We start from the raw sequence: 20,749 nt of genomic DNA on the forward strand, positions 1-20,749 counted from the left end.
GACGCCTAGCCGTAGGCCAGGCGGAGCATGGGGAGCATGGCGAGGACCAACCTTTTGATAGATCGCGCCCGGTCTGGCCCCGACCCAACAAACGGCGCGGGCGGCTTGCCGCCCTCATTTGCCGCGCGCCCTAGTGGCGCTGCGCGGCCTCGGCGCGATCGGCCGCGTCGAGCAATTCTTGCGGGGGTCCGTTCGGTGCGTCGCGGGTGACGGTGTAGATCGCCAAGCCTAGCGCGAGGGTGGCAGAACCCAGCGCGAAAGCCATTGCAGCCGGGCGGTTGCGAAGCCAGCCTAGACCGTATGCAGACAGCCCAACGGCTAGGATCACGAACCCGATCAGCATGATATTGGACGACATAACCGCTCCCATAACGACGCACCTACTAAGATAGATTACGGGGGGTGCCGTGGCACCCCCCGCGAGGTCAGGCGGCAAGTTTCCGCATTTCCTCTGCCAGCACCCACAGGGCGCGGTTGACCTTCACGTTCTGGTCGATCCCGTTGATCGGCCGCGTCGTGACGTTGCGCCCGGTGGTGGCGTTGCGCCCGTGAATCCCGCCGCGCGTCATGTTCTCCTGCACGCGGTTAAACGTCGTCCACAGGTCGCCTTCGCGATCGGCGGTGCGCTTGGCTCGCAAAAGCTGCTCGGCACGGATCGGGGCCGCTTCCTCGTCCTCGTACCGCAAGGTGAGGGCGGCGCGGGCAAAGGCCGTCTGTTCGGCAGGCCGAAGGGTTAGAGCCTTCATTTCCTCGCGCTGCTCGGTCGCCTGCGCGAAGCTGTCGAGAACGGTAAAGGCCCCCTCGATCACCTGCCCGACAACATCGCCCTTATGGGGCACGCGGAAGTCTGCGAGCGTGTCGCCGCAAACCATGCCGTTCTGACAGACGAAACGGAACATGCCCGCAAGCATCTGGTAGCTGCTGCTCCCGTCGTGGCTGTTGAGAAGGATAATCTCGTTGGCCTCGCTCCCCGCGATCTGGTCGGCGTGGCGCAAGCGGATCATGTGCTTTGTGTGGTCGATCTTGTCGAGATTACGGACCTTCGTTTGGCACGCCATGAACGGCTGGAACCCCTCTTTGCGGAGGCCGTCCAGCACGTTGACGGTGGGAATGTAGGTGTACCGCTCGGAGCGGCTATCGTGCGCCGCGTCTGCGAAGATCGACGGCACGACGCGGGCGATTTCGTCATTGGTCAGCGGCACGTCCGAACGGATGGCGGGCGACTTGGCGGCGAAACGGCTGGAAAGCTGCATGGTAGAAACTCCTGCATGAGTGAAACCGGGACCGTCGCGGTTGCCGCCGCTAGGTGCCGGGCCGGTTCATCGAGCCGACTTAGAAACACTACACGCGGGACGTTATGCCGTCAATACCTGTAAACAGTTTAGGGCGCATTTATTTACGCTCGGGCGGTGATTATCGGACCCCCTTAGTCGGGTAATACACTGGTGATGATCGCCCCCCCTTTGCCTGCCAATCGCCCTTTGTTCGACGCGCGCCGCAGGCGAAGGAGAACCCATCGACCGAAGGGCGAGGGGCGTAGAAGACGCCCTTCGTCCCGACACCATCAGAACCGGCGGGCCGGGTGTGATCTGTCAAAAGCGGCGAAGCCGGGACCGGAGCCACGCGGACCCACGCGGACGCCTAGCCGTAGGCCAGGCGGAGCATGGGGAGCATGGCGAGGACCAACCTTTTGATAGATCGCGCCCGGTNCGCTCGCTCCCCTCGCGCGTCACACTCGGGGGCTTGCACTGTGCAAGCCCCGCGCCCGCTTAGAACGCGAACGCAGCCTGTCCGCTCGTCTCGGTAAAGGTGGGCGCGTCACCGGCCGCGTAGCGTGCTCGGCCGCTCTCGGCCCATTGCAGATGGCCCGAACGATCATAGTCGAACCAACCGCGTTCAATGCCGATTATGCGCCCCCACGTCCGGGCGTTTCGGTCGGCGTCAAAGCGGGTGTTGATCGGCCAACCCTTCTTGCTCTCGCCCTGACTGGACAGCACGGGCGCGGCGAAAATACGGACCAACGCCATAGCGTCGGCTGGCTCGTCGGCCCCGATCGCCGCCATGATCGTGCGGGCCTCGGCGGTCGTGATGTGCCCTTTGCGGCTGCTATCGTGGTTCGAGTAGTCCAGCCCATAGGCAACCGCCCCGGCGATGTGGTCGGCGCTGGTGAGGTCGCGCGTCTCGATCAGGTCGCGCCAATGCCCGGCGCTCACAAGGTCAACCGCGTGGTGCCATTGGCCGTGGTCGTTGCGGATGCCCGATCGGTTCGGGATGCCGCATGGCTCAAGCTGGATGCCTAGCGCCTGCTCGATCTGCTGGACGAAAGGATGCTGGGCTAGGAGGGGATGACGAACCCCCAACCGGCGCGGCTCGCCGTTGAACGGCGCAGCCATGCTGACCGGCGATTGCAGCAACCGCGACGGGAGATTCCACGGGCCGGGTAGTGATGCACTGTCGCGCGGGCCGATGTGGGTTTGCTCGCTTTGCAGTTGGTACGCGGTGCAAAGCCCTTGATCCGCCAGCTTCGCGCCTACCTCGTCGCGCTCGATAACGTCGGTCATCTTATCACCTTCCCTAGTCCGCTGGGGTGCAGGCCCCGCCTGCAACCCTGCCTCGTGGCGAACAGCGAGGGGTGAGGGGGGCAAGGGGTATCTGACCGGGTGGTGCGGGCGCAGGGAGCGTAGCGACTGAGCCTCGGCCGGGCTGATAGCCCTTGCTGGGGAGAGGGGGGCCGCGCCCCCATCTTCCCGCTACGGTGCGTCTGCGCCGTCTAATTTCCGCCAGTGGGTCCAAACCCGAAGGGCCAAGACCGCTTGCGGGCTTGGGGAGCGAAGCGACTAGGGGCCACGGTGCCGCGCTTGCGCGGCAGGCGCCAACCTCTGCCCCCTCAAAATCTCTGTAACTGGCTCGCGAACCTGCTATTATCGCGCTCTGCCCGGTCCCTGCATGGACGACTGCGGCGAGGCTCGATGGCTTGCCGGCTGTCGAGCCTCACAGATTTCCAGACGGCAACGGTCCTAGAATCCGTTCCTCCAATTCGATCGGCACAATTTCATCCGCACGCATCGGGCCGTGTCCCTCGGCCGCGTCGATCGCCGCTTGCAAATGCGTTGCCGGGACCATCCTTCCGGCCTCGTCCAGCAAGGCTAGAGCCATCCTCATCAACGCAACTGCTGTATCGTGCCGTTCCATCGGGGCAGCGTGGATTGGGGCGACTGACGCGGCAAGCGCAACAAGGTCGGATTCGGTCACTGGTTCGTCGCGATCTGGACCGAACGAAACCGCCGGGCCGTTCAATGCACGCGACCTTTCAGCCGATCGGCAAGGCCGAACAAAGTCCGATCGAGGCGCAATTTCCCCTCCTGGTGCAACTCGACCATTCTTCGCATGACACCTCCCGGCGACCCGATCGCGCCGGCCTCATGCCTCGCCGCGATCGTCGCCAGCAGCACGACGGCTTCAAGCCTCCCGATCACGCTGCACGCCTGCCCCCATGCATGTTGCGAGATACCCAATTCGGAACGAACGTAGGTGCTTGCGTCGAGCAACACCGGCCACGTCGGGCGGACGTTTCCGATCCACGGTGCGAATATCGGCGCGATCTGGACAACGAAATCGGGCGAAACGTCAAAGCCGCGTAGTGCGCTGTCGTCCCTTCTTTCCCTCTCGCCCATCTGACTTTTGAGGCTGGGCGTCACGGTTTTCCGCGTCATATCCTTTCGGCTTGTCGCGGCCTTCTTCAAAGCGTCGGGCCGACTAGGCCCGTCCTCATCTGTATTCGCTTTAGCGATAGTAAGCTGGTTTGTAGTTGTATGTAGGGGCCGATTTTCCGGCCCCACGGGGTCACTATCCACAGCTTCACACGGGGTAAGAGCGTCAAGCGCGCCCCGGTATATCTCGTCCAGATCGGCAACGATCCGCGCAAGGTGGCCCGGCTCGCGGCTGCTGCCGCGTGAGGCGGCAAGCTGGCGGGCGTCGTCCTCGATGCGCTGCCAATCGCCGGCCGCGCATTGTTCGCGGCCTGCATCCGCCAGCGCCAACACCTTGTTGCGGAGCGCGGTAACGTCCTCGCGGAGCCGCTGGCCCTGTTGCCAATCGGCTTTGCGATCGGCCGCGACGCGCTGAAACTCGGGGAGACGACGGGCAAGAGGGGAGAGGTCAAAGCCAAAGAACCGCGTGCAACGTCCCTCGGCGTCGCGGTGCCCGTACCGCTTGCCGGTCGGGCTATCGTGGATCTCAATTAGACCGAGTTCCAGCGCCAACCGGATCAGCGTCTTTAGCTGGCTCGGCCCGATCTGCATTGCGTCCTGCAGGACGGCGTTAGACGGCCAGCAGGGCACTACTCCGCACCCTCGGGACCAATCGGCCGCATGGGTGTGCGCCATCAGCGTGTCGATCAATTCGACCACGCGGCGCGCGATCCCAAGGCGATCGGCCGCGCGCTTCAACGCGGCAAGCACGGTCCCTTTTCTCGTAGCATCCCAATAGCTCGGCCGCGCGACCTGGGCGGCAAGCATGGCGGCGGTAATCCTGCGTCGGCCTGTCGCCTTCGCCTCTATCTGCAACATCGCTTCTTCCTTCATGTGTGAAGGAGCCATCGCGAAGGGGGCGCACGCCGCTAATCGGTGGTCTTGACTGCGATCGTCGCAGCCCCTACCTTCCGTCTTGCACATCAAATTGTCGGTTCGCGGCCTGCGGACCTCTTCAGAAAAAGCCTCGGTTCCCGCCGGGGCTTTTTCATTTTCTGGCTCGGTTACTCCGGGTCGTCCGAATCCTTCTTTCAGAAAACATCGAAAACAGGCTGCACAATCGCCTGAACGCGCGTCCGCGTCAATTCCACGCGAAATTGACTGTGCAGGGTGAAAAAGCCACTGTGCTTAAACCCCGATGAACGAACTGCGCTAGCCCTACGCGCAGCGGCGTTTTTATGAAAACGCAAAATGCAACTCGGAACATAATCGAGAATGGTCCATTCGCGTGCGCGGCTTGGTTAACAAATTGTTGCCAGTGAAATCACTTGCATTGTTGGATAATGTCACGGAATCGTCACAAGAACAAACAACGAACGTTGCAGGCTTGTAAAAAAGTGAAAAAGGTGTTTTGATAAAAACGCCTTTGGGGCTAGACAGATAACGGATCGGACGACGGAGGTAATTCCAGTGCTGCCCGCCATGTCATTCAACCTACTAACTCGCATTTCCGGGTCGCTTACTGCTATGCAGCTTGCGACGGAGAGGGATTGCGAGTGTGTGCCGGTAAAGGCCCACGCGCCCCAGCTTGCTCCGTCGTGTAACGATACCGGGAGCGTGCCAACCCAAGCCCCTGTCGGTGTCCAGACGGAAACAGTCGCGCATGGCGAGACTATTGGGGGCGTGCATTGTCAAAGGGACTTGTCGAAGGCGAAATCAAGAGTTGCATTGCCGAAGGCGGCAGGCTGCGAAACGTCCTCGTCGTATCATCTAGCGCCGAACCGGACGCTAAACACTTGGCCTTCATTCGTCCAAGTTGGCGGCGCGGCTTCGTCCCTTTGCGAACATGGGGTGACAAAGAGGATCGCACCTACCGCGATCTTGACCGCTTACTTGCCCTCATCCGGCAGGACTTCGGTTATCGGGGCGTCATTCCCTTGTACGTCAAGGGCGATCCGGACATGCCGCGCTATAGCGCGCTTGCCTCAAACGCCCCGAGTTCGACCGCTCTACTCGACCGACTTGAAGCGGACGGTACTCCACCACGGCCTGACGACTGACCTTGGCGCGAGGGCTGCGGCATGATCGTGTCGATTGCAGCCTTCAAGGTTCTTGCTCTGACGTGCGGCCCCTCGGTCCACGTCGAAACGCTCGCCTCGGTTGCCCGGACCGAAAGCGCGTTCAACTCGCTGGCGATCGGTGACAACACCGCGCATCGGTCCTACGCCCCGGCGTCGGTCGAACAGGCAATTCAGACCGCCAACGCCCTGCTCGCGCGGGGTCACTCGCTCGATCTTGGATTGATGCAAATCAACACCAAGAACCTCCGCGGTTTGGGCCTGTCGGTCGCGGATACCTTCGACACCTGCAAGAATGTCCGCGCTGGTGCGCGTGTGCTGGTGGAAGGCTACCGCCCGGCCGGTGTCGAGGACAGCCAAGCGACGCTGCTGCGGGCGCTCTCGCACTACAACACCGGCAATCAACAGCGTGGGTTCACCAACGGCTATGTCCGTCGTGTCCAGTATGCGGCGCAACAGGTCGTGCCCGCAATCCGCCTTGGCGGCTCGCCGGTCGTTGTAACGGGGCCAGAGGGAGGGGAGGGGCCGGTTGCGGTTCAGCCCCCCGCGCCACCTCCTGCGCCTCCCTCATGGGATATGTACGCTTCGGCGCGGTATCGGCGCGAGAACGGCGACGTGGTGACGGTCCAGCCTCAAGCGGAACCGCAACAGTCGCCCCAGGCGCCAACGCCTACCGGGCCTGCCCCTGTCATGCTGCAAGCTGCTCCTGCCGGAAGTCCCGACAGTGGCATGTAACGCGCATCTGATTTCCCCCCCTTCATCGGGACGCCCGGCGGGCCGTCCCGATGCTGGCGGCGCTGCGGGCTTGCACAGTGCAAGCCTCGGCGTCCGCTCCACTGGCCTGCCAACCCCTCTAACCCCTCCAACTGTAGGCGAACCTCCCATGTCCAAATCCTTTAAGACACGTCTGGCGACCGCCTCGGCGTCGGCTCATCTGCGTATCAGCGGGGCACCTTCGGCGCTTGCCGCTCGCTGCTTCAAGTCGGCTCGCAACATGGACACCCGCACGCTCGCGACGTTCGCGATCGTCGGCACCTTGCTTGCGGCGTCGCCTGCCTATGCACAGTCGGCCGGTGGCGCTGGTAACGTCGAGACGTTCTTGCAGAACATCGTCAACGTCATCACCGGCAACGTCGGCAAGCTCATCGCGGTTATCGCGATCGTCGGGACCGGTATTGCATGGATGTTCGGTGCGGCCAGTATGCGGACCCTCGGGACCGTAATCATCGGCGTCCTGCTGATCTTCTCGGCAAGCTGGATCGTCGGTCAGATCACTGGCGGCGGAGCCGGTTAATTGGAAAACGAAGGTCTGACAGAAGACCCGCTGTTTCTCGCCTGCACACGCCCTGCCATGTGGCAGGGCGTGCCAATCGAGGCGATGGGTCTAAACGCGATCGTTAGCACCGTAATCTTCGTGATTATGGGCAATCCTCTTTACATGGTGATCGGCGTAGTCGTTCATTACACGATCCGCGCCCTCGTCAGCCGTGACTATAATATGTTCAAGACGATCAGGCTTTGGTCAGAAACCAAGGCCCGCGCCCGTAACACCGATCTTTGGGGCGGTTCATCGGTTAGCCCGACGCCCCTCCGACCGGCCCGCAAACCGCGAGAGGTCCGCACGCATGTTTAAGATCAAGGGTGCCTCGCGGGAGCGGGAACCGGATACCTATGTGCCGTTCATCGGGCACGCATCCGAAGGGGTGTTGCTGCTCGATGACGGCTCGCTTTTGGCGATGATGCGTCTCGACGGGATCGAGTTTGAGTTGGCCGATCCCGGCGAGGTCAACAGCCGCCACGCGCAACGGAATATCCTGCTCCGCAACATCAGTTCGGAACGGCTTGTTCTGGCAACGCACGTCGTCCGCACAATGGCCGATGAATCCATATACCCCGATGCGGAATGTAAGAGCGAGTTCGCGCGCGATCTTGACGCTGCGTACCGCGAAAAACTGTTGAGCAACCGGCTCTACCGCAACGAATTGTTCCTGTCCGTCCTGCTGCGCCCCACGGGTTCAACAAAGGTATTGGACGGCAACGTGCTTTCCCTGTTCACGCGCCGCAAGCGCGGTGATCGAAACCGGGCGGCGTCGCCGGCTGCGCTCGATCAACTCGCGCAAGTTCTCTCGACGCTGCTTTACGAACTGCACGCCTACGGTGCCCGCCACCTCATGCTGCGCGAAGCCAATGGCGTGATGTTCTCGGAAGCGGCCGAAGCCCTCAAGCTGATCCTGACCGGCGAACACCAGTCGGTGCCCTTGGTCAACGGCCACCTGGGCGGCGCGATCTACACCGATCGCGTGATCGTCGGCCGTGAAGCGATCGAGATTCGAGGCGTTAGCGGATCGTCCTATGCAGCCGCGTTCGCGCTGCGGGAGTATCCCGCGACGACTTGGCCGGGCATGTTCGATGCCGTTCTAGCCGCGCCCTATCGGTTGGTCCTGACGCAGACGTTCGGCTTCCTGAATAAACAGGTCGCCCAAGGCGTTATGAGCCGGAAGCAAAATCAGATGGTGTCCGCCAATGACAAGGCGGCAAGTCAGACTGCCGCCCTGTCGGAAGCATCGGACATGCTTGCGTCCAACGTCTTCGCGATGGGCGATCATCACCTAACCCTCGTCACATTCGCGGATAGCCTGCCCCGATTGGCCGAAGTCGCCGGGCGTGCCCGTCGCGATCTGGCCGAAAGCGGGGCGGTCGTGGCGCGGGAGGATCTCGCTTTGGAAGCTGCCTATTGGGGCCAGCTTCCCGGCAACATGAAGCTGCGCGTCCGACCCGGCGCGATCAGTTCGCGAAACTTCGCGGCGATGGCGAGCCTGCACAACTACCCGACCGGCAAGGCGCGGGGCCATTGGGGTGCGCCGCTGACGCTGTTCCGCTCTACGGGCGGGACAGCGTACCGCTTCCACCTCCATGCGCCCACGGGCACCGTTACCGACCTCGGCAACGTCTTCGTGGCCGGGCCTGCTGGCTCGGGCAAAACGACGATCACCCTTTTCCTGCTAGCGATGGCCGAACGGCAGGGCGCGCAAGTCGTCTTCTTCGATAAGGATCGTGGCGGCGACATTCTCGCCCGTGCTGTCGGCGGGACGTACCTCGTTCTGCCATCGGGTGAACCGACCGGCCTTGCGCCGCTCAAGGCGCTGTCGTCGTCGCCTGCCGATCGCGAGTTTATCGCACAGTTGGTCAAGGCCCTCGTCGGCCTCGATCCCGGCAAGGAACTCGCCCCGGAGCAAGAGCGTCGGCTCTCGCTCGGCGTGCAGGCCGTTATGGAATTGCCGCCGGAAGCGCGCTCGTTTGGCGAGTTGCGCGCCTTCCTCGGGCAGTCGGACCCGGAAGGGCCGGGCGCGAAGCTGGACCGCTGGTGCAAGGGTGGTTCGCTGGGCTGGGTGCTGGACAACGATACGGACACGGTTTCGCTCGATGCCCCGTTCCTCGGGTTCGATGTGACCTCGTTCCTTGACGACGCCACGACGCGCGGCCCGATCCTTTCCTACCTGTTCCACCGCGTCGAAACGCTGCTGGACGGTCGCCGCATTGTGATCGCGATCGACGAATTTTGGAAAGTCCTGCTCGATCCCGGCTTTCGGGACATCGTGAACGACAAACTCAAGACGATCCGAAAGCTGAACGGCTTGGTCCTGCTGGCGACACAATCGCCAGCGGATGCGCTGCGAAGCCCGATCGCACATTCGATCATCGAGCAATGCCCCACGCAAATCCTCATGCCGAACAGCCGTGCAAGCGAGAAAGACTATCGCGACGGGCTGGGCCTTACGCAGCCGGAATACCTGGCTGTCCGTGAAGACCTGACGGTGGGCGGTCGCAGGTTCCTGCTCAAGCAGGGCACCACGTCCGTTGCGTGCGAACTCGACTTAGCGGGTCTCGATGATTTGGTGTCGGTGCTGTCCGGTCGGGCAAGCACTGTTCGCCTTGTGGAACGTCTGATTGCCGATGTTGGACCGGACCCGGCGGCTTGGTTGCCGTTGTTCCGCGAACAGTGGCGATCTGCGTCGGCCTAATTTTGGGCCTGAGGGAGAGAAGGACATGACGATGCGAAAGTCTATTCTAGCGGGTGTCTCTGCACTCGTTCTCTGTGTGGCGGCTCCTGCCTCTGCACAGTTGGGCGGGGGGATCGTTTACGATCCGTCCAACTACGCGCAAGCGTTGGAACAGGTCCGCCAGCTTCAACAGCAATATGCCAAGATGCAGGAACAGCTACAGACGGCGAAGTCCACGCTCGACTCTGTTTCTCATCTTCCTGAGCAAGCGTTGAATCAACTCGGGGAGCAGTTCAATACGCAGCAGCTACGGCAGGCACTGCCGACCGGCGATGGCGTTCAGAACCTGTTGAACGGCGAAACGCTGAACGCGCAGGCTCAACAGTTCCTCAACAAGAACCGCGTGTATCAGCCGACCGGCGACGACTTCTCGGCGCAGGAAATGACGCGCAACGGACAAAGCATTGCCAATCAACAGGCGATGGCGAACAGCCTCTATCAGTCGTCAACGGCCCGCATCAACGCCCTGCAAGGGCTGGAAGGCCAGCTTGCGGGCGCGAAGGATGCGAAGTCGGTCGCGGACATTTCGGCCCGTATCCAGCAAGAGCAAGCCTATATCCAAGCCCAACAGGTGCAGGCGCAATCGCTGCAAATGTGGCAGGCCGCGCAGGAGCGGAACGCGGAGCAACGCTCCAACGAACAGCGCCGCCAGCGTGTTGAATCCATGATCGCCGAAGCCAAGGCACGCGGGGGTTGAGCGTGGACAATCCTTGCACTGTGCAAGCCCCTCGGCCGCGCCTCGGCGCGTTCGTTGGGGTTTTGCTCGTCGGTGTCGGCATCGGGACCGGCATCGGTATGACGGTTGCGAATGCGGAGCCAACTTCGGCTCCGCGTTCGTCGCCGGCCGCTCGATCGGGCACTACCAAGTCAGCGCCGCAAACGGTGACGTGGTACGCCAACAACCCGGCCGCGCGCTCGCAAGTCGTTCTCGCCTGTCTGGATGATCCCGGCCGTCTTCGCAAAGACCGGGATTGCATCAACGCCCAACAGGCGTCGGTGACGATCGCGCTTCGTGAAGCGCGTTCGCGCACCGGCTCACTGAACCCTGCGACGACGGGGTTTTGGGCAAACGATCCCGAGGCGCGGGCGAACAAAATCCTAGTCTGCAAGAGGAACCCGCAACTTCAATATTGCGGCGTTGCTCTGCGTTCGCTGCAAATCGAAGCCAAAGCGGCTCGGAGATAGACCCGATGGAAGACGTACAGTGGCAAATGTTCGCCTACATCGTGTCACAGGTGGAAACGCCGCTAGTGACCGCTGTAACCGACGTGTCGAACTCCTTTCTCGCCTACGTCGCAGCGCCGCTCAAGATTGCGTTGGTACTGTACGTCGCCCTGACCGGGTTCCTGATTGCTCGCGGTGAGGCACCGGCCCCCATGTCGGTGCTGCTGCCCCGCATGTTGAAGATGGCAATCATCGTCTGGCTTCTGACCGGCTCGGGCATCTACCAACAATGGGTCTATAACTTCTTCTTCATCACGCTGCCGACTAGCCTGACGGACGCTCTCACATCGGGAGGGGCGGGCACAGTCAGCGCGAACAGTTTCGATCAAGGATGGATCAAGGCTTGGCGTGCGGGTCTGGAAGTCTGGAAGAAACTAAGCTGGCACGACGTTGGGCCACAGATTGCGGTGCTGCTATTCTGGATGGCCGCTATTGTCTCCAACGTCTTCTGCTTCGCGATCTGGCTAATCTCGCGCGTGACGCTTGCGCTCTACATCGCGCTAGGTCCGCTGATTATCCCGCTGATCTTGTTCCCTGCGACACGCGCAATCTTTGAACGCTGGATCGGCGCGCTGATCTCCTGCGTGATCCTGCAAATCACTACGATTGTGCTGCTCTACATCATCCTGCTTACCGAACAGATTGTCGTTGGCACCGTCGCCACAAGGGCGGCGACAAGCGACATTGAGGGCATCCAAGTCCTTCTGTCCGGTATCATCTTCTTTGCCGTCGCGGCGTTCGTTGCCCTGCAACTGCCCGGCCTCGCGTCGTCCCTGTCTGGCGGTCTGACATTCCATACCGGCGCGATCGCGCGGGGTATGCAGGCCGCCGTTGGCTCAACCGGCCGACCGGCCGGTGGTGGTGGTGGTGGTGGCGCTGGTGGCGGCGGTGGTGGCAGGACCGGCCGTAGCGGCATCCTCGGCGCAAGCGATGCTGTGGGCCGCTTTGGTGGCCGCATGGCTGCTTCTGGATACCGCGCCGTCGCTTCCCGCATCCGCCCGACGACCGGCGGTTCGCTCTCCGACCGGGGAGCCTGAACCCATGCCTCATAGACCGGAATCCGTCTTCACTAAGGAACGCACCATGATTCGACGGCTCGCCCTACTGCTTATCCCCTTGGCGGTGTCGGCCTGCGCCGGCGGTCATCCGAAACTTGCCGAAGTATCCGGCAAGTATCGCCCGCTCAATGCAGGCAAGTGGACACCAACTAAAGACGATCTGCGCGGGCCTCGCGCTCCGCTGCCGCCCGTGCGGTCGCCACAAGTCCAACAACCGGCCGCTCCGGCCGAACAACCGGCGGTCCCGGCCGCTCTACCGGGTGAAGGGGCATGAACATGCTATCGCGCAACAAGGCCCCGGAAGGGGCATTTCAGGCACGGCAACTGCCTGCCGATCCGGCTATCATGTCGGCCTATTTTGAACAGGTCGCCAGCTACGAGGCGGACAAGGTGAAGTCGGCACGACGTAGCGCGGTGGTCGCCTACGTCATTGCCGGGGTTGGCGCTGTCGCCGGTATCGCGGGGATGGCTGCAACCGCCTCCCTCGCGCCGCTCAAAACGGTCGTGCCGCTCGTCTTCCGTGTCGATAACACCAGCGGGTCAGTCGAGCGCATCTATGACATAACGGGCGGCAATATGGCCGCGACCGAAGCGACGACGCGCTATTTCCTGTGGCAGTACGTCCGCCTTCGCCAGACCTATAGCCCGGCCGAAGCGGAGTCCGCCTTCAACGCCGTTGCGCTCATGTCCTCCCCGGCCGTCCAGAACGAATATCAACAGGGCTTCCGGGGGACCAATCCCAACAGTCCGCAAGTCGTCCTTGGCCGGGATGGCACGTCGTCGGTTCGCTGGGTTTCGACCTCGATGCTCGGCCCGAAGCTGGGGCAGGTCCGGTTCGTCCAGATCGAGAAGCGGAGCGGCGTCGCGTTGCCCGAAAAGCGCATGGTGGCGACGATCGCGTTCGACTTCTCGGTCAACAAACTCTCGTCGTCTGCTCTTAACGTCAACCCGCTCGGCTTCGTGGTCACGTCGTACCGGGCCGATCAGGAGTTCACGCAATGAACCGCCCACTCTTGGCGGTCGCTGCCGCCGCGCTGCTGACCACCCCTGCCTTTGCGGAGCAAAAGCCCCGCTCGGCCGGGTACGACTCTCACGTCCAGGTCGTCGCCTATAACTCCATGAACGTGGTCCGCGTAATCAGCACGCCGACCAATTCGACACAAATCACGTTCGGGCTGGGCGAGGAGATTACGGCGGTCGCGATCGGTGATGCTGACGCATGGCTGGCGCAACCGACCGGCAATATCCTTTTCCTCAAGCCCACTGCGATCCGTCGGCCGACGAACGCGCAAGTGGTGACAAAGCGGGCTGACGGTACGACGCGATCATATCAGTTCCTTTTGGTCGCTGCTCGGCGCGGTGCTGCCTCCGCGATCTATGCCGTCAACTTCACCTATCCAGAGGAAGCACGGGCGGCACAGGCTTTCGCGGAAGCACAGGCAGCGGCCCGTGATCTGGAACGCATCACGCAACAGCGGCTTGCGCTGTCGTGGGCCGAAGGCCCGCGCAACTGGCGCTATGTCGCCCGTGGTTCCGTCATGCTCGAACCGACCGAAGTTAGCGATAATGGGCGTCAGACGGCGTTCCGCTTCCCCGGCAACATGCGGATACCGACGATCTACACGCTTGCCCCTGACGGCTCGGAAACGATCGTGCCGTACACAATAATCAACGAGCTGGCCGTCGTGCAGACAACGGCACGGCAATTCGTCCTGCGCGACGGGCAGGAAGTCATCACCGTTCTAAACCAAGGCTTCGATCCGGTTGGCCGCAACGCCGGCACCGGCACCGGCACGCCTGACCTTGCACGCACAGTTAGGAGTTCCGGCCTGTGACCGACACGCGCACCACACAACCGGCCCCGGCCGAAGGCCCGGCCTCGATCGAAGGCGAGCGTCACGTTTCGGACGTGGCCGGCACTAAGAGCGGCATGGGTAAAAACGTCGGCGTCGGGCTTATGCTCGGCGCTGGCGCGCTCGCGGTCGGGGCGATCTTCCTGACCTCGGCGCAACCCAACCTGAAACCCGCCGTCGCCCCCGATCTGCCGGTGCAATCGCAAGTCCGGTATGAGGCCCCGCCGATGGGGGCCGTTCCGGTTCCGCCACCGCTGCCGGGCGATACCGCACCGCCGCTACCGCCGGGCTTCCCGGCGCAAGGCAGTCAATCTACGCCGCAGATGGCACAAGTCGCGACGCCGCGCCCGGCTGCAAAGCTGCTCGTCTATAATTCGGGTGGCGGCATGGGCGGCGGTATGGGTCGCGCAATGGGCTCTGCCGGGCAAGGGCAGGGCGGGGGGTACTCCCCGGCCGGTTTCCAGCAAGGCGAACCGGGCGGCGCTGGCGCCGGTGGTCAGGGCGGGCAGGAGGGAGGCGACAACCTCGGCGCTCGTATGCAGACGACGCAGCTTAGTGGCGTGCGGGCGAACGTGCTTCGCAACCAAGCCTATCTGCTCACAACGGGCACGCTTATTCCCTGCACGCTGCAAACCGCGATGGAATCGACGCTGCCGGGCTTCGTGACGTGTATTATCCCGCAGGACATTCAGGGTAAGACTGGCCTGACGCTGCTCGATCGCGGGACAAAGGTCGTAGGTCAGTTCCAAGGCGGTGTGCGCCAAGGCGTCGAACGTATGTTCGTGGTGTGGACGCGGGCGGAAACGCCGCAAGGTGTCGTCGTCAATCTCGATAGCCCTGCGAGTGATCCCCTCGGCCGCTCCGGTCTGTCGGGCGCGGTCGATCGTCACTTCTTCCAGAAGTTCGGCGCGGCTCTGCTTATGTCGGTCGTGGACGGCGCTATGCAGGCCGGGCAAGCGGCGGTGTCCAAGTCGGGCACGACGACGATCAACACCGGCTCAACCTCAAGCGTCATTGGCGAGGTCGTGCGCGGGTCGTCCAACATTCCCCCCACGGTTCGTAAGAACCAGGGCGAGTTGGTCAGCATCTTCGTTGCTCGCGATCTGGATTTCAGCACCGTCTATCAGGTCGGGCCAGCACAGCCGCGCTACGTCGGGGGCGGTCAGTAATGCGGCCGGGTGAAAACACCCTTCGTCTGCTGCTGGGTCCGATCGCGGATTTCCTGTCGCAAGACGATGTGACGGAAATTGTCATCAACCGGCCGGGGGAAGTCGGCGTAGAACGCCGCTCGGGCTGGGAGTGGCACGACTTTCCCGACCTGACCTATTCGCGTCTCGATATGATCGCGACGCTTTGCGCGTCCATGTCGCAACAGGACGTTGGGCCGGAGCGTCCGCTTTGCGGTTCGGTCCTGCCTGACGGCCAGCGCGTGCAAATCTGCCGCCCCCCGGCGGTAGGCGCGGGCCGGTTCAGCCTCACAATCCGCCGCCCCTCGGGCTTTGCCCCGACGATCGCGGGGCTGGCGGCTGGTGGCCTGTTCAAGCGGACTGTGGCGGCGTCGAAGCGCGTGCATCCGGCCGATGCCGAATTGCTGGCACTGAAAGACGCTCGGGATTGGGAGCGGTTCTTTCCGCTCGCGGTACGGTCGAAAAAGACGATCATTGCGACCGGCGATACCGGCTCGGGCAAGACGACGTTCGCCAAGGCGTTGATCCAATCGATCCCACTGGACGAACGCCTAGTGACGATCGAGGACACGGCCGAGTTCATCGGCCTGCCACAACGCAACATCGTCAATCTGTTCTACTCGAAGGGTAATCAGGGCCTCGCGCGGGTTGCGTCGGAGGATCTGATTGAAGCGGCGCTGCGTATGCGGCCCGATCGCATCTTGATGCAGGAATTGCGCGACGGCGCGGCCTTCACCTTCGTTCGTAGCGTCGCGGCCGGGCATCCGGGTTCGATCACGACATGCCACGCCGGAAGCGCGAAAGGCGCGTTCGACGCCCTGCGGCTCATGGTGAAACAGCACGACGCCGGGAAGTATCTGGCGGATGCCGATGTGCGGACGCTGCTAGACGAATTGGTCGACGTGGTGGTGCATTGCCACAAGGGGCCGGAAGGCTTCGCGATCGAGGAAGTCCATTTCGAACCGGCGGACCCTTCCGCCTCAAACCTAGCTGCTTGACGGGAGGCGTTATGCAAGGGATTTCCAACTGGCCCGCCCCGGCGAAAGCCTTGGCGGGCTTATTTGTGTTGGCGGCAATCGCGGCGGTCTGGAACGTCATTGCCTCAACGATCTTCCTCGGCGCGACCGGGATGCTTACGGCCGAAACGATCCCGTTTCTGCAATTCTACCAATACGCCAGCTATTACGGTTTCTCGCATCCGTCTGTTGGCCTGTGGCTCAAGGTCGCTGCCGGCGTCTCTACGGTGTTCCCGATCCTGATTGCAGCGGCTGCACTGCTCCGTGGCGGCAAGCTGCCGGGTGGTAAAGAACTGCACGGTGCGACACGGTTCGCCACCAAGGCGGAATTGGTCAAGGCGGGCTTCTACAGCAAGTTTGCGGGCCTCTATGTGGGCCAGGACCGCAAGGGCCATTATCTGCGTTACGGGGGGCCGGAACACGTCGCCTGCTATGCTCCGACCCGCTCGGGTAAGGGCGTCGGGTTGGTTATCCCGAACTGCCTGCTCTACGAATCCACGCTCGTCTGCCTCGACGTGAAGAAAGAGAATTGGGCCGCTACAGCGGGCATCCGCGAAGCGGCCGGGCAAAAGGTGTTCCTGTTCGATCCGCTCGCCCCCAATGGCGCTACGGCCCGTTACAACCCGCTGTCCTATGTCCGCCGGGATACGATCGACGCTTTCGAGGATATTCAGCGCATCGCGCAAATGATCTTCCCGCACGTCTCGGGCGATCAAGCCTTTTGGACGGATAGCGCGCGATCGGCGTTTACCGGCGCTGCTGGCTTCCTTGCCGAATCCCCGGAAATGCCCCTGACGATCGGGGAAGTGCTGCGCCTGCTGTCCAGTTCGGACGGCGCGCAAGCGATGCTAGAGCGCATCGAAGCGCGACGGCAGGCGGGCAAGCCCTACACAGAAGCGACCGTGAAGGCCCTAGAGGATTACCTGAAAGGCTCGGCCGACCTCGTAAACTCGATCCGCAAAACCATCACCGCCAAGCTGTCGCTGTGGTTCAATCCGCGCATTGACGCTGCCACGGCCGAAAGCGATTTCGACCTCCGCGAACTGCGTAATTCTCTGCACGCGATCTATATCGGCGTCACCCCGGACAACATTGCCCGGCTGCGCCCATTGCTGGCGCTGTTCTTCCAACAGCTAATCGACCTGACGGTGCGGACGCTGCCCCAGCATGATCCGGCCGCGAAGCATCAAGTCCTCTTGCTGCTGGACGAATTTCCGCTGCTCGGCGCGATGCCGGTTCTTGCTGACGCATTTGCCTTTGTCGCCGGATACAACATCCGAATAATGCTCATCATGCAAAGTAAGGCACAGCTTCGCGACCGCGATCTGTACGGACCAGACAAGGCCGAAGCCATCCTTGATAACTGCGGCCTAGAAGTTGTGTTCGGCACGAAAGACCTTAAACTGTCCGAAGAACTGTCGGCACGTCTCGGTTACGACACGGTAGAAGCTGCGAGCCGATCAGGCCCGCGCTTCTGGCGTGTTCTGCGTCGCGATAAACTGAATGTGACGCAAACCGATCAGCGCCGCGCCTTGCTGCTGCCGCAAGAGATCGTTCGTCTCGATCCTACAGACGCGATCTTGATCCGGCCGGGCATGTATCCGATCAGCGCGAAGCGCATCCGCTACTATCTCGACAACACCTTTACGCGGTTGCTGCGCTCGCCTCCTGTTGTTCCGCCTATCGAAGTCACTGTGCGGCTTGACCAGGGCAAGGGTTTCGAGCCGATCGCAGGGCAGGGCGAACCGGCCGCTGCGGAACCCGCCTCCCCTCCTGCCCCGCCTCCTGCACCGGCACCGGCACCGGCCGCGCCGCCTGCTGAAACCGCTCCTGCTGCGGCTGCGGCTCCTGTCCCGAAAAAGCGGCCTCGTAAGAAGCCGACGGATAACAGCGATGAAGCTGGGGCGGCTGCTGCCGCTGGATCGGATGACAGCGCACCGCGCTTGCCTCTGCCGGCGACGTCGCCCGAACTGCCGATCCCTGCGCCAGAACTCAAACCGCACCAAGCGGACGGACTCATCGGCTCGATCCTCGGGACCGATATTGATCTTAGCCAGTACGCGCTTGGTGACGCGAAGGCGCATGTTGCGGCGATCGTCAACGCGGTGCCGACCGTCGAATCTCTCAACCGTGGAAGGGGAAAAGCCGCATGACGTTTCCAAACCTAGCTGGCGTGCCGTTCCTCCTGCCCGCGCGCGTCAAAGGCGCGCGTGAGGCGGTCGTGCGTGAAACGCTTATCGAACTGACGGCGCTGATAGAGGCTCTACCGACCGGCACCCCCGGCGATAGTGGCACGCTATCCGACGCCGACACCGCCCAAACGAAGGCATGGGCGCAATCCGTTATCTCTGCCTTGCCAACCTCGGGAGCCGATCATGGGAATTGCTGACCGCCTGCGCGATGCGACGCGCCCCAACAATGAGATTACGCAAGTCTTCGATCCTGTCCGCTCGACGGGCGCTCAAGGCTTGCACAGTGCAAGCCCTGAAACCTCGGCACCGGCTGGGAAGTCCGGTCGGACACCGTTGGAGGAAGCGGCGGCAACGCTGCAACCTGTGGTCGATCGCGGCGGGAAAAAGCCTGCCGCCTACACCACCGAACCGGACAACATCGCGAAGTCCTATTTCATCGACGATAAGGGCGGCGAACGCCGTTATTTCGATGATTATAAGCAACAGGGCCTAGCGATGAAGGCCACTGAGTTCACAATCACGACGAAGCGCGAAGACCTGAACACCGTGAAGGCGATGATGGACATTGCAGCCGCGCGCGGCTGGCAATCTGTCGATGTGAAGGGCACCGCGGAGTTCAAGCGCGAAGCGTGGATCGAAGCATCGACGCGCGGCATCGAGGCGCTAGGCTACCGCCCTAGCGATCCCGATCGGCAAGAGGCCGATCGTCGCCGCAACGAACGTGGCCTGTCCAACGAGGTCCGCGCGCCCCTCCCTTCGACGCCAGCGACGCCAGCCGCGCCAGTGACGCCGAACAACCCGACCGGCTCGACGCTCGATCCCGCGCGCGACGCCTCCACGGCTCGGGCTGGGGTCGGAACGCCTGACAAGGCAGGCGACAAGCACGCGCACGAACACGGCAAGGGCCATGAAAAGGCCGGGCATGAAAAGGGCGAACGCGCCCCGGCTACCCCGGCGGATAACCGGAAAACGCTGCGGGAGGCGCAAAAGGAACTGTCGCCTGACGGCCGGTTGGTCCTCGCTGCGATGGGTGAGAAAATCGACCGTCAGATGAACAAGCACAACACCGATGCGAAGGCCGAAATGAAGGCTTTTGTCGCTACCGAATTGGTGAAGAAGGAACGGGCCGAAGGCCCCGTCGTGCTGTCGGCCGATCAGAAGCGTACCGCCTCGGCACCCGAACCGGCCCCGGCTCGCGTCGAACCTGCTAAGGCTCAAGAGCCGACGCGCGGCGCGGACATTACCGAGCCGTCGCGTAAGCTGTCGCGCTAAGGGATGGTGCTAGATGGCCGATAGTGACGACCACATTTGGCGATTGCCGAACGCGGTCCACGGCAAGGACGTGAAGCTGAAAGGGGGCGGGCAATCCCGCTCCCTTTCGTCGTCGGGAAAGGCCCGGCTGGGCCGGATCGTCGGCAAGGCCCCGGAAGTGATGGTGAAGATCACCGGCCGATCGCGCGGCAGCGCGGGGCACCTCAAGGCCCATATGGATTACATCACCCGCAACGGTCGCCTCCAGGGCGAGACGCAGGACGGTGAACGCATCACCGATCGCGCTGCGCTGCGGGCGCTACATGAGGATTGGATGCTTGCGAACGCGGCGGAAGCACGCGGCAAGAGCGGACCCAACGCGACGCAAAGCGTCGCTGTCATTCTTTCCATGCCGCCCGGCTCGCCTCCCGATCGCGTCGAGGCAGCGGCCCGAACATGGGCGAAAGAGACGTTCAGCGGTAAGTACGATTACCTGATGGCCCGGCATGATGACACGGACCACCCGCACGTCCATGTGACGGTGCGGGCTGTCGGCTATGACGGCAAACGCCTTGCCCCCGGTCCTGCCGATCTACAGCAATACCGCGAACGCTTCGCGCACCAACTGCGCCGGCAAGGCGTGGAAGCGGAAGCGACGCCACGGCAGGCGCGCGGCCATGTCCGCAAAGCCAACCCGATCGCGGTTCATCATGCCGAGAAGCGAGGCGTAGAACCGCGCGTGCGGACGATCGTAAAGCGAGACGCACAACGGGAGGCGGCAAAACCAAAGCCCCCTGCCCCGCACGATTGGAGCCGGGACATTCAGGCCCGGCAAGACTCGATCAAGCGCGCCTACCTCGGCCATGCTGACGAACTGGAAAAAGGCCCCGGCCCCGATCGCCAGCTTGCGAAGGACATTCGCCGGTTCGTCGCTGACATGCCGGTTGCGCTGACGCGCCGGCAGGCGATGACCGTCGAATTGCGGAAGGTGCTTGAGCAACAGCCCGGCAGGGGTTCGCCAATGCCGCCTGCGGGCACAGAGACGCCCGCACAGCGCGTTCCCGAACCTTCGCGGCCAACCGCACCGGATCGCGGTAGCGACGCCCCCACGCGGCCTAAGGGGCGCTAGGCGCTACAGGC

Annotated in this window: 20 protein-coding genes; 15 read left to right on the top strand and 5 right to left on the bottom strand. The window is 62.9% G+C overall.

What is annotated here, in order from left to right; all coding sequences use genetic code 11:
• Nucleotides 1-130: 130 nt before the first annotated feature.
• The 5 genes from BKY59_RS00175 to repC all read right to left on the bottom strand — a co-directional run bounded on the left by BKY59_RS00175 (nucleotide 131) and on the right by repC (nucleotide 4,583).
• Nucleotides 131-358 (bottom strand): hypothetical protein, encoded by a 228-nt coding sequence (locus BKY59_RS00175; RefSeq protein WP_129586130.1) that lies wholly within the window; start codon nucleotides 356-358, stop codon nucleotides 131-133.
• A gap of 67 nt (nucleotides 359-425) precedes the next feature.
• Entirely contained in the window at nucleotides 426-1,202 is a 777-nt protein-coding gene (locus BKY59_RS00180; protein WP_476712784.1) for a DUF932 domain-containing protein, read from the bottom strand.
• Nucleotides 1,203-1,769: 567 nt separating this feature from the next.
• On the bottom strand, nucleotides 1,770-2,561 hold the full coding sequence (locus tag BKY59_RS00185) for a hypothetical protein (RefSeq protein ID WP_240499891.1): 792 nt from the start codon (nucleotides 2,559-2,561) through the stop codon (nucleotides 1,770-1,772).
• Nucleotides 2,562-2,991: 430 nt separating this feature from the next.
• The gene (locus tag BKY59_RS17160) at nucleotides 2,992-3,297 is read right to left on the bottom strand and encodes a hypothetical protein (RefSeq protein WP_129586131.1); all 306 of its coding nucleotides are present in this window, start codon (nucleotides 3,295-3,297) and stop codon (nucleotides 2,992-2,994) included.
• Nucleotides 3,294-4,583: a plasmid replication protein RepC gene (repC, locus tag BKY59_RS00190; protein ID WP_076068091.1), complete on the bottom strand. Its 1,290-nt coding sequence runs from the start codon at nucleotides 4,581-4,583 to the stop codon at nucleotides 3,294-3,296. Before repC ends, BKY59_RS17160 begins: the two co-directional genes overlap by 4 nt.
• Nucleotides 4,584-5,770: 1,187 nt before the next feature.
• Between repC and BKY59_RS00195 the strand changes: the two genes are divergently transcribed.
• The 15 genes from BKY59_RS00195 to BKY59_RS00255 all read left to right on the top strand — a co-directional run bounded on the left by BKY59_RS00195 (nucleotide 5,771) and on the right by BKY59_RS00255 (nucleotide 20,738).
• Complete coding sequence (locus tag BKY59_RS00195) at nucleotides 5,771-6,502, top strand: lytic transglycosylase domain-containing protein (RefSeq protein ID WP_076068092.1); 732 nt, start codon at nucleotides 5,771-5,773, stop codon at nucleotides 6,500-6,502.
• A gap of 148 nt (nucleotides 6,503-6,650) precedes the next feature.
• Nucleotides 6,651-7,061 carry a TrbC/VirB2 family type IV secretion system protein gene (locus BKY59_RS00200; RefSeq protein WP_206361989.1) on the top strand — a complete coding sequence of 137 codons (411 nt, stop codon included), beginning with the start codon at nucleotides 6,651-6,653 and terminating at the stop codon, nucleotides 7,059-7,061.
• Entirely contained in the window at nucleotides 7,062-7,400 is a 339-nt protein-coding gene (locus BKY59_RS00205; protein ID WP_076068094.1) for a type IV secretion system protein VirB3, read from the top strand. It begins immediately after the preceding gene.
• Entirely contained in the window at nucleotides 7,393-9,789 is a 2,397-nt protein-coding gene (locus BKY59_RS00210; protein ID WP_076068095.1) for a VirB4 family type IV secretion/conjugal transfer ATPase, read from the top strand. The genes BKY59_RS00205 and BKY59_RS00210 overlap by 8 nt, the downstream gene beginning before the upstream one ends.
• 25 nt (nucleotides 9,790-9,814) lie before the next feature.
• The gene (locus BKY59_RS00215) at nucleotides 9,815-10,525 is read left to right on the top strand and encodes a type IV secretion system protein (protein WP_165374767.1); all 711 of its coding nucleotides are present in this window, start codon (nucleotides 9,815-9,817) and stop codon (nucleotides 10,523-10,525) included.
• A gap of 98 nt (nucleotides 10,526-10,623) precedes the next feature.
• Nucleotides 10,624-11,013 carry an EexN family lipoprotein gene (locus BKY59_RS18305; protein WP_165374768.1) on the top strand — a complete coding sequence of 130 codons (390 nt, stop codon included), beginning with the start codon at nucleotides 10,624-10,626 and terminating at the stop codon, nucleotides 11,011-11,013.
• A 5-nt stretch (nucleotides 11,014-11,018) separates the two neighbouring features.
• The gene (locus BKY59_RS00220) at nucleotides 11,019-12,089 is read left to right on the top strand and encodes a TrbL/VirB6 family protein (protein ID WP_076068097.1); all 1,071 of its coding nucleotides are present in this window, start codon (nucleotides 11,019-11,021) and stop codon (nucleotides 12,087-12,089) included.
• Between the two features lie 291 nt (nucleotides 12,090-12,380).
• Nucleotides 12,381-13,112 carry a VirB8 family type IV secretion system protein gene (locus BKY59_RS00225; protein WP_083671783.1) on the top strand — a complete coding sequence of 244 codons (732 nt, stop codon included), beginning with the start codon at nucleotides 12,381-12,383 and terminating at the stop codon, nucleotides 13,110-13,112.
• Nucleotides 13,109-13,945: a TrbG/VirB9 family P-type conjugative transfer protein gene (locus BKY59_RS00230; RefSeq protein ID WP_076068098.1), complete on the top strand. Its 837-nt coding sequence runs from the start codon at nucleotides 13,109-13,111 to the stop codon at nucleotides 13,943-13,945. Before BKY59_RS00225 ends, BKY59_RS00230 begins: the two co-directional genes overlap by 4 nt.
• Nucleotides 13,942-15,132 carry a type IV secretion system protein VirB10 gene (virB10, locus tag BKY59_RS00235; protein WP_076068099.1) on the top strand — a complete coding sequence of 397 codons (1,191 nt, stop codon included), beginning with the start codon at nucleotides 13,942-13,944 and terminating at the stop codon, nucleotides 15,130-15,132. The genes BKY59_RS00230 and virB10 overlap by 4 nt, the downstream gene beginning before the upstream one ends.
• Complete coding sequence (virB11, locus tag BKY59_RS00240; protein WP_076068100.1) at nucleotides 15,132-16,148, top strand: P-type DNA transfer ATPase VirB11; 1,017 nt, start codon at nucleotides 15,132-15,134, stop codon at nucleotides 16,146-16,148. Before virB10 ends, virB11 begins: the two co-directional genes overlap by 1 nt.
• A gap of 11 nt (nucleotides 16,149-16,159) precedes the next feature.
• Nucleotides 16,160-18,319 carry a type IV secretory system conjugative DNA transfer family protein gene (locus BKY59_RS00245; RefSeq protein ID WP_083671784.1) on the top strand — a complete coding sequence of 720 codons (2,160 nt, stop codon included), beginning with the start codon at nucleotides 16,160-16,162 and terminating at the stop codon, nucleotides 18,317-18,319.
• Complete coding sequence (locus BKY59_RS17165) at nucleotides 18,316-18,555, top strand: hypothetical protein (protein WP_129586133.1); 240 nt, start codon at nucleotides 18,316-18,318, stop codon at nucleotides 18,553-18,555. Before BKY59_RS00245 ends, BKY59_RS17165 begins: the two co-directional genes overlap by 4 nt.
• On the top strand, nucleotides 18,542-19,630 hold the full coding sequence (locus BKY59_RS00250; RefSeq protein ID WP_129586134.1) for an LPD7 domain-containing protein: 1,089 nt from the start codon (nucleotides 18,542-18,544) through the stop codon (nucleotides 19,628-19,630). The genes BKY59_RS17165 and BKY59_RS00250 overlap by 14 nt, the downstream gene beginning before the upstream one ends.
• Nucleotides 19,631-19,643: 13 nt before the next feature.
• Complete coding sequence (locus BKY59_RS00255; RefSeq protein ID WP_083671785.1) at nucleotides 19,644-20,738, top strand: relaxase/mobilization nuclease domain-containing protein; 1,095 nt, start codon at nucleotides 19,644-19,646, stop codon at nucleotides 20,736-20,738.
• Nucleotides 20,739-20,749 lie beyond the last annotated feature (11 nt).

The sequence above is a fragment of the Sphingomonas montana genome (assembly GCF_001956315.1).
Taxonomy (GTDB): Bacteria; Pseudomonadota; Alphaproteobacteria; order Sphingomonadales; family Sphingomonadaceae; genus Sphingomonas_R; species Sphingomonas_R montana.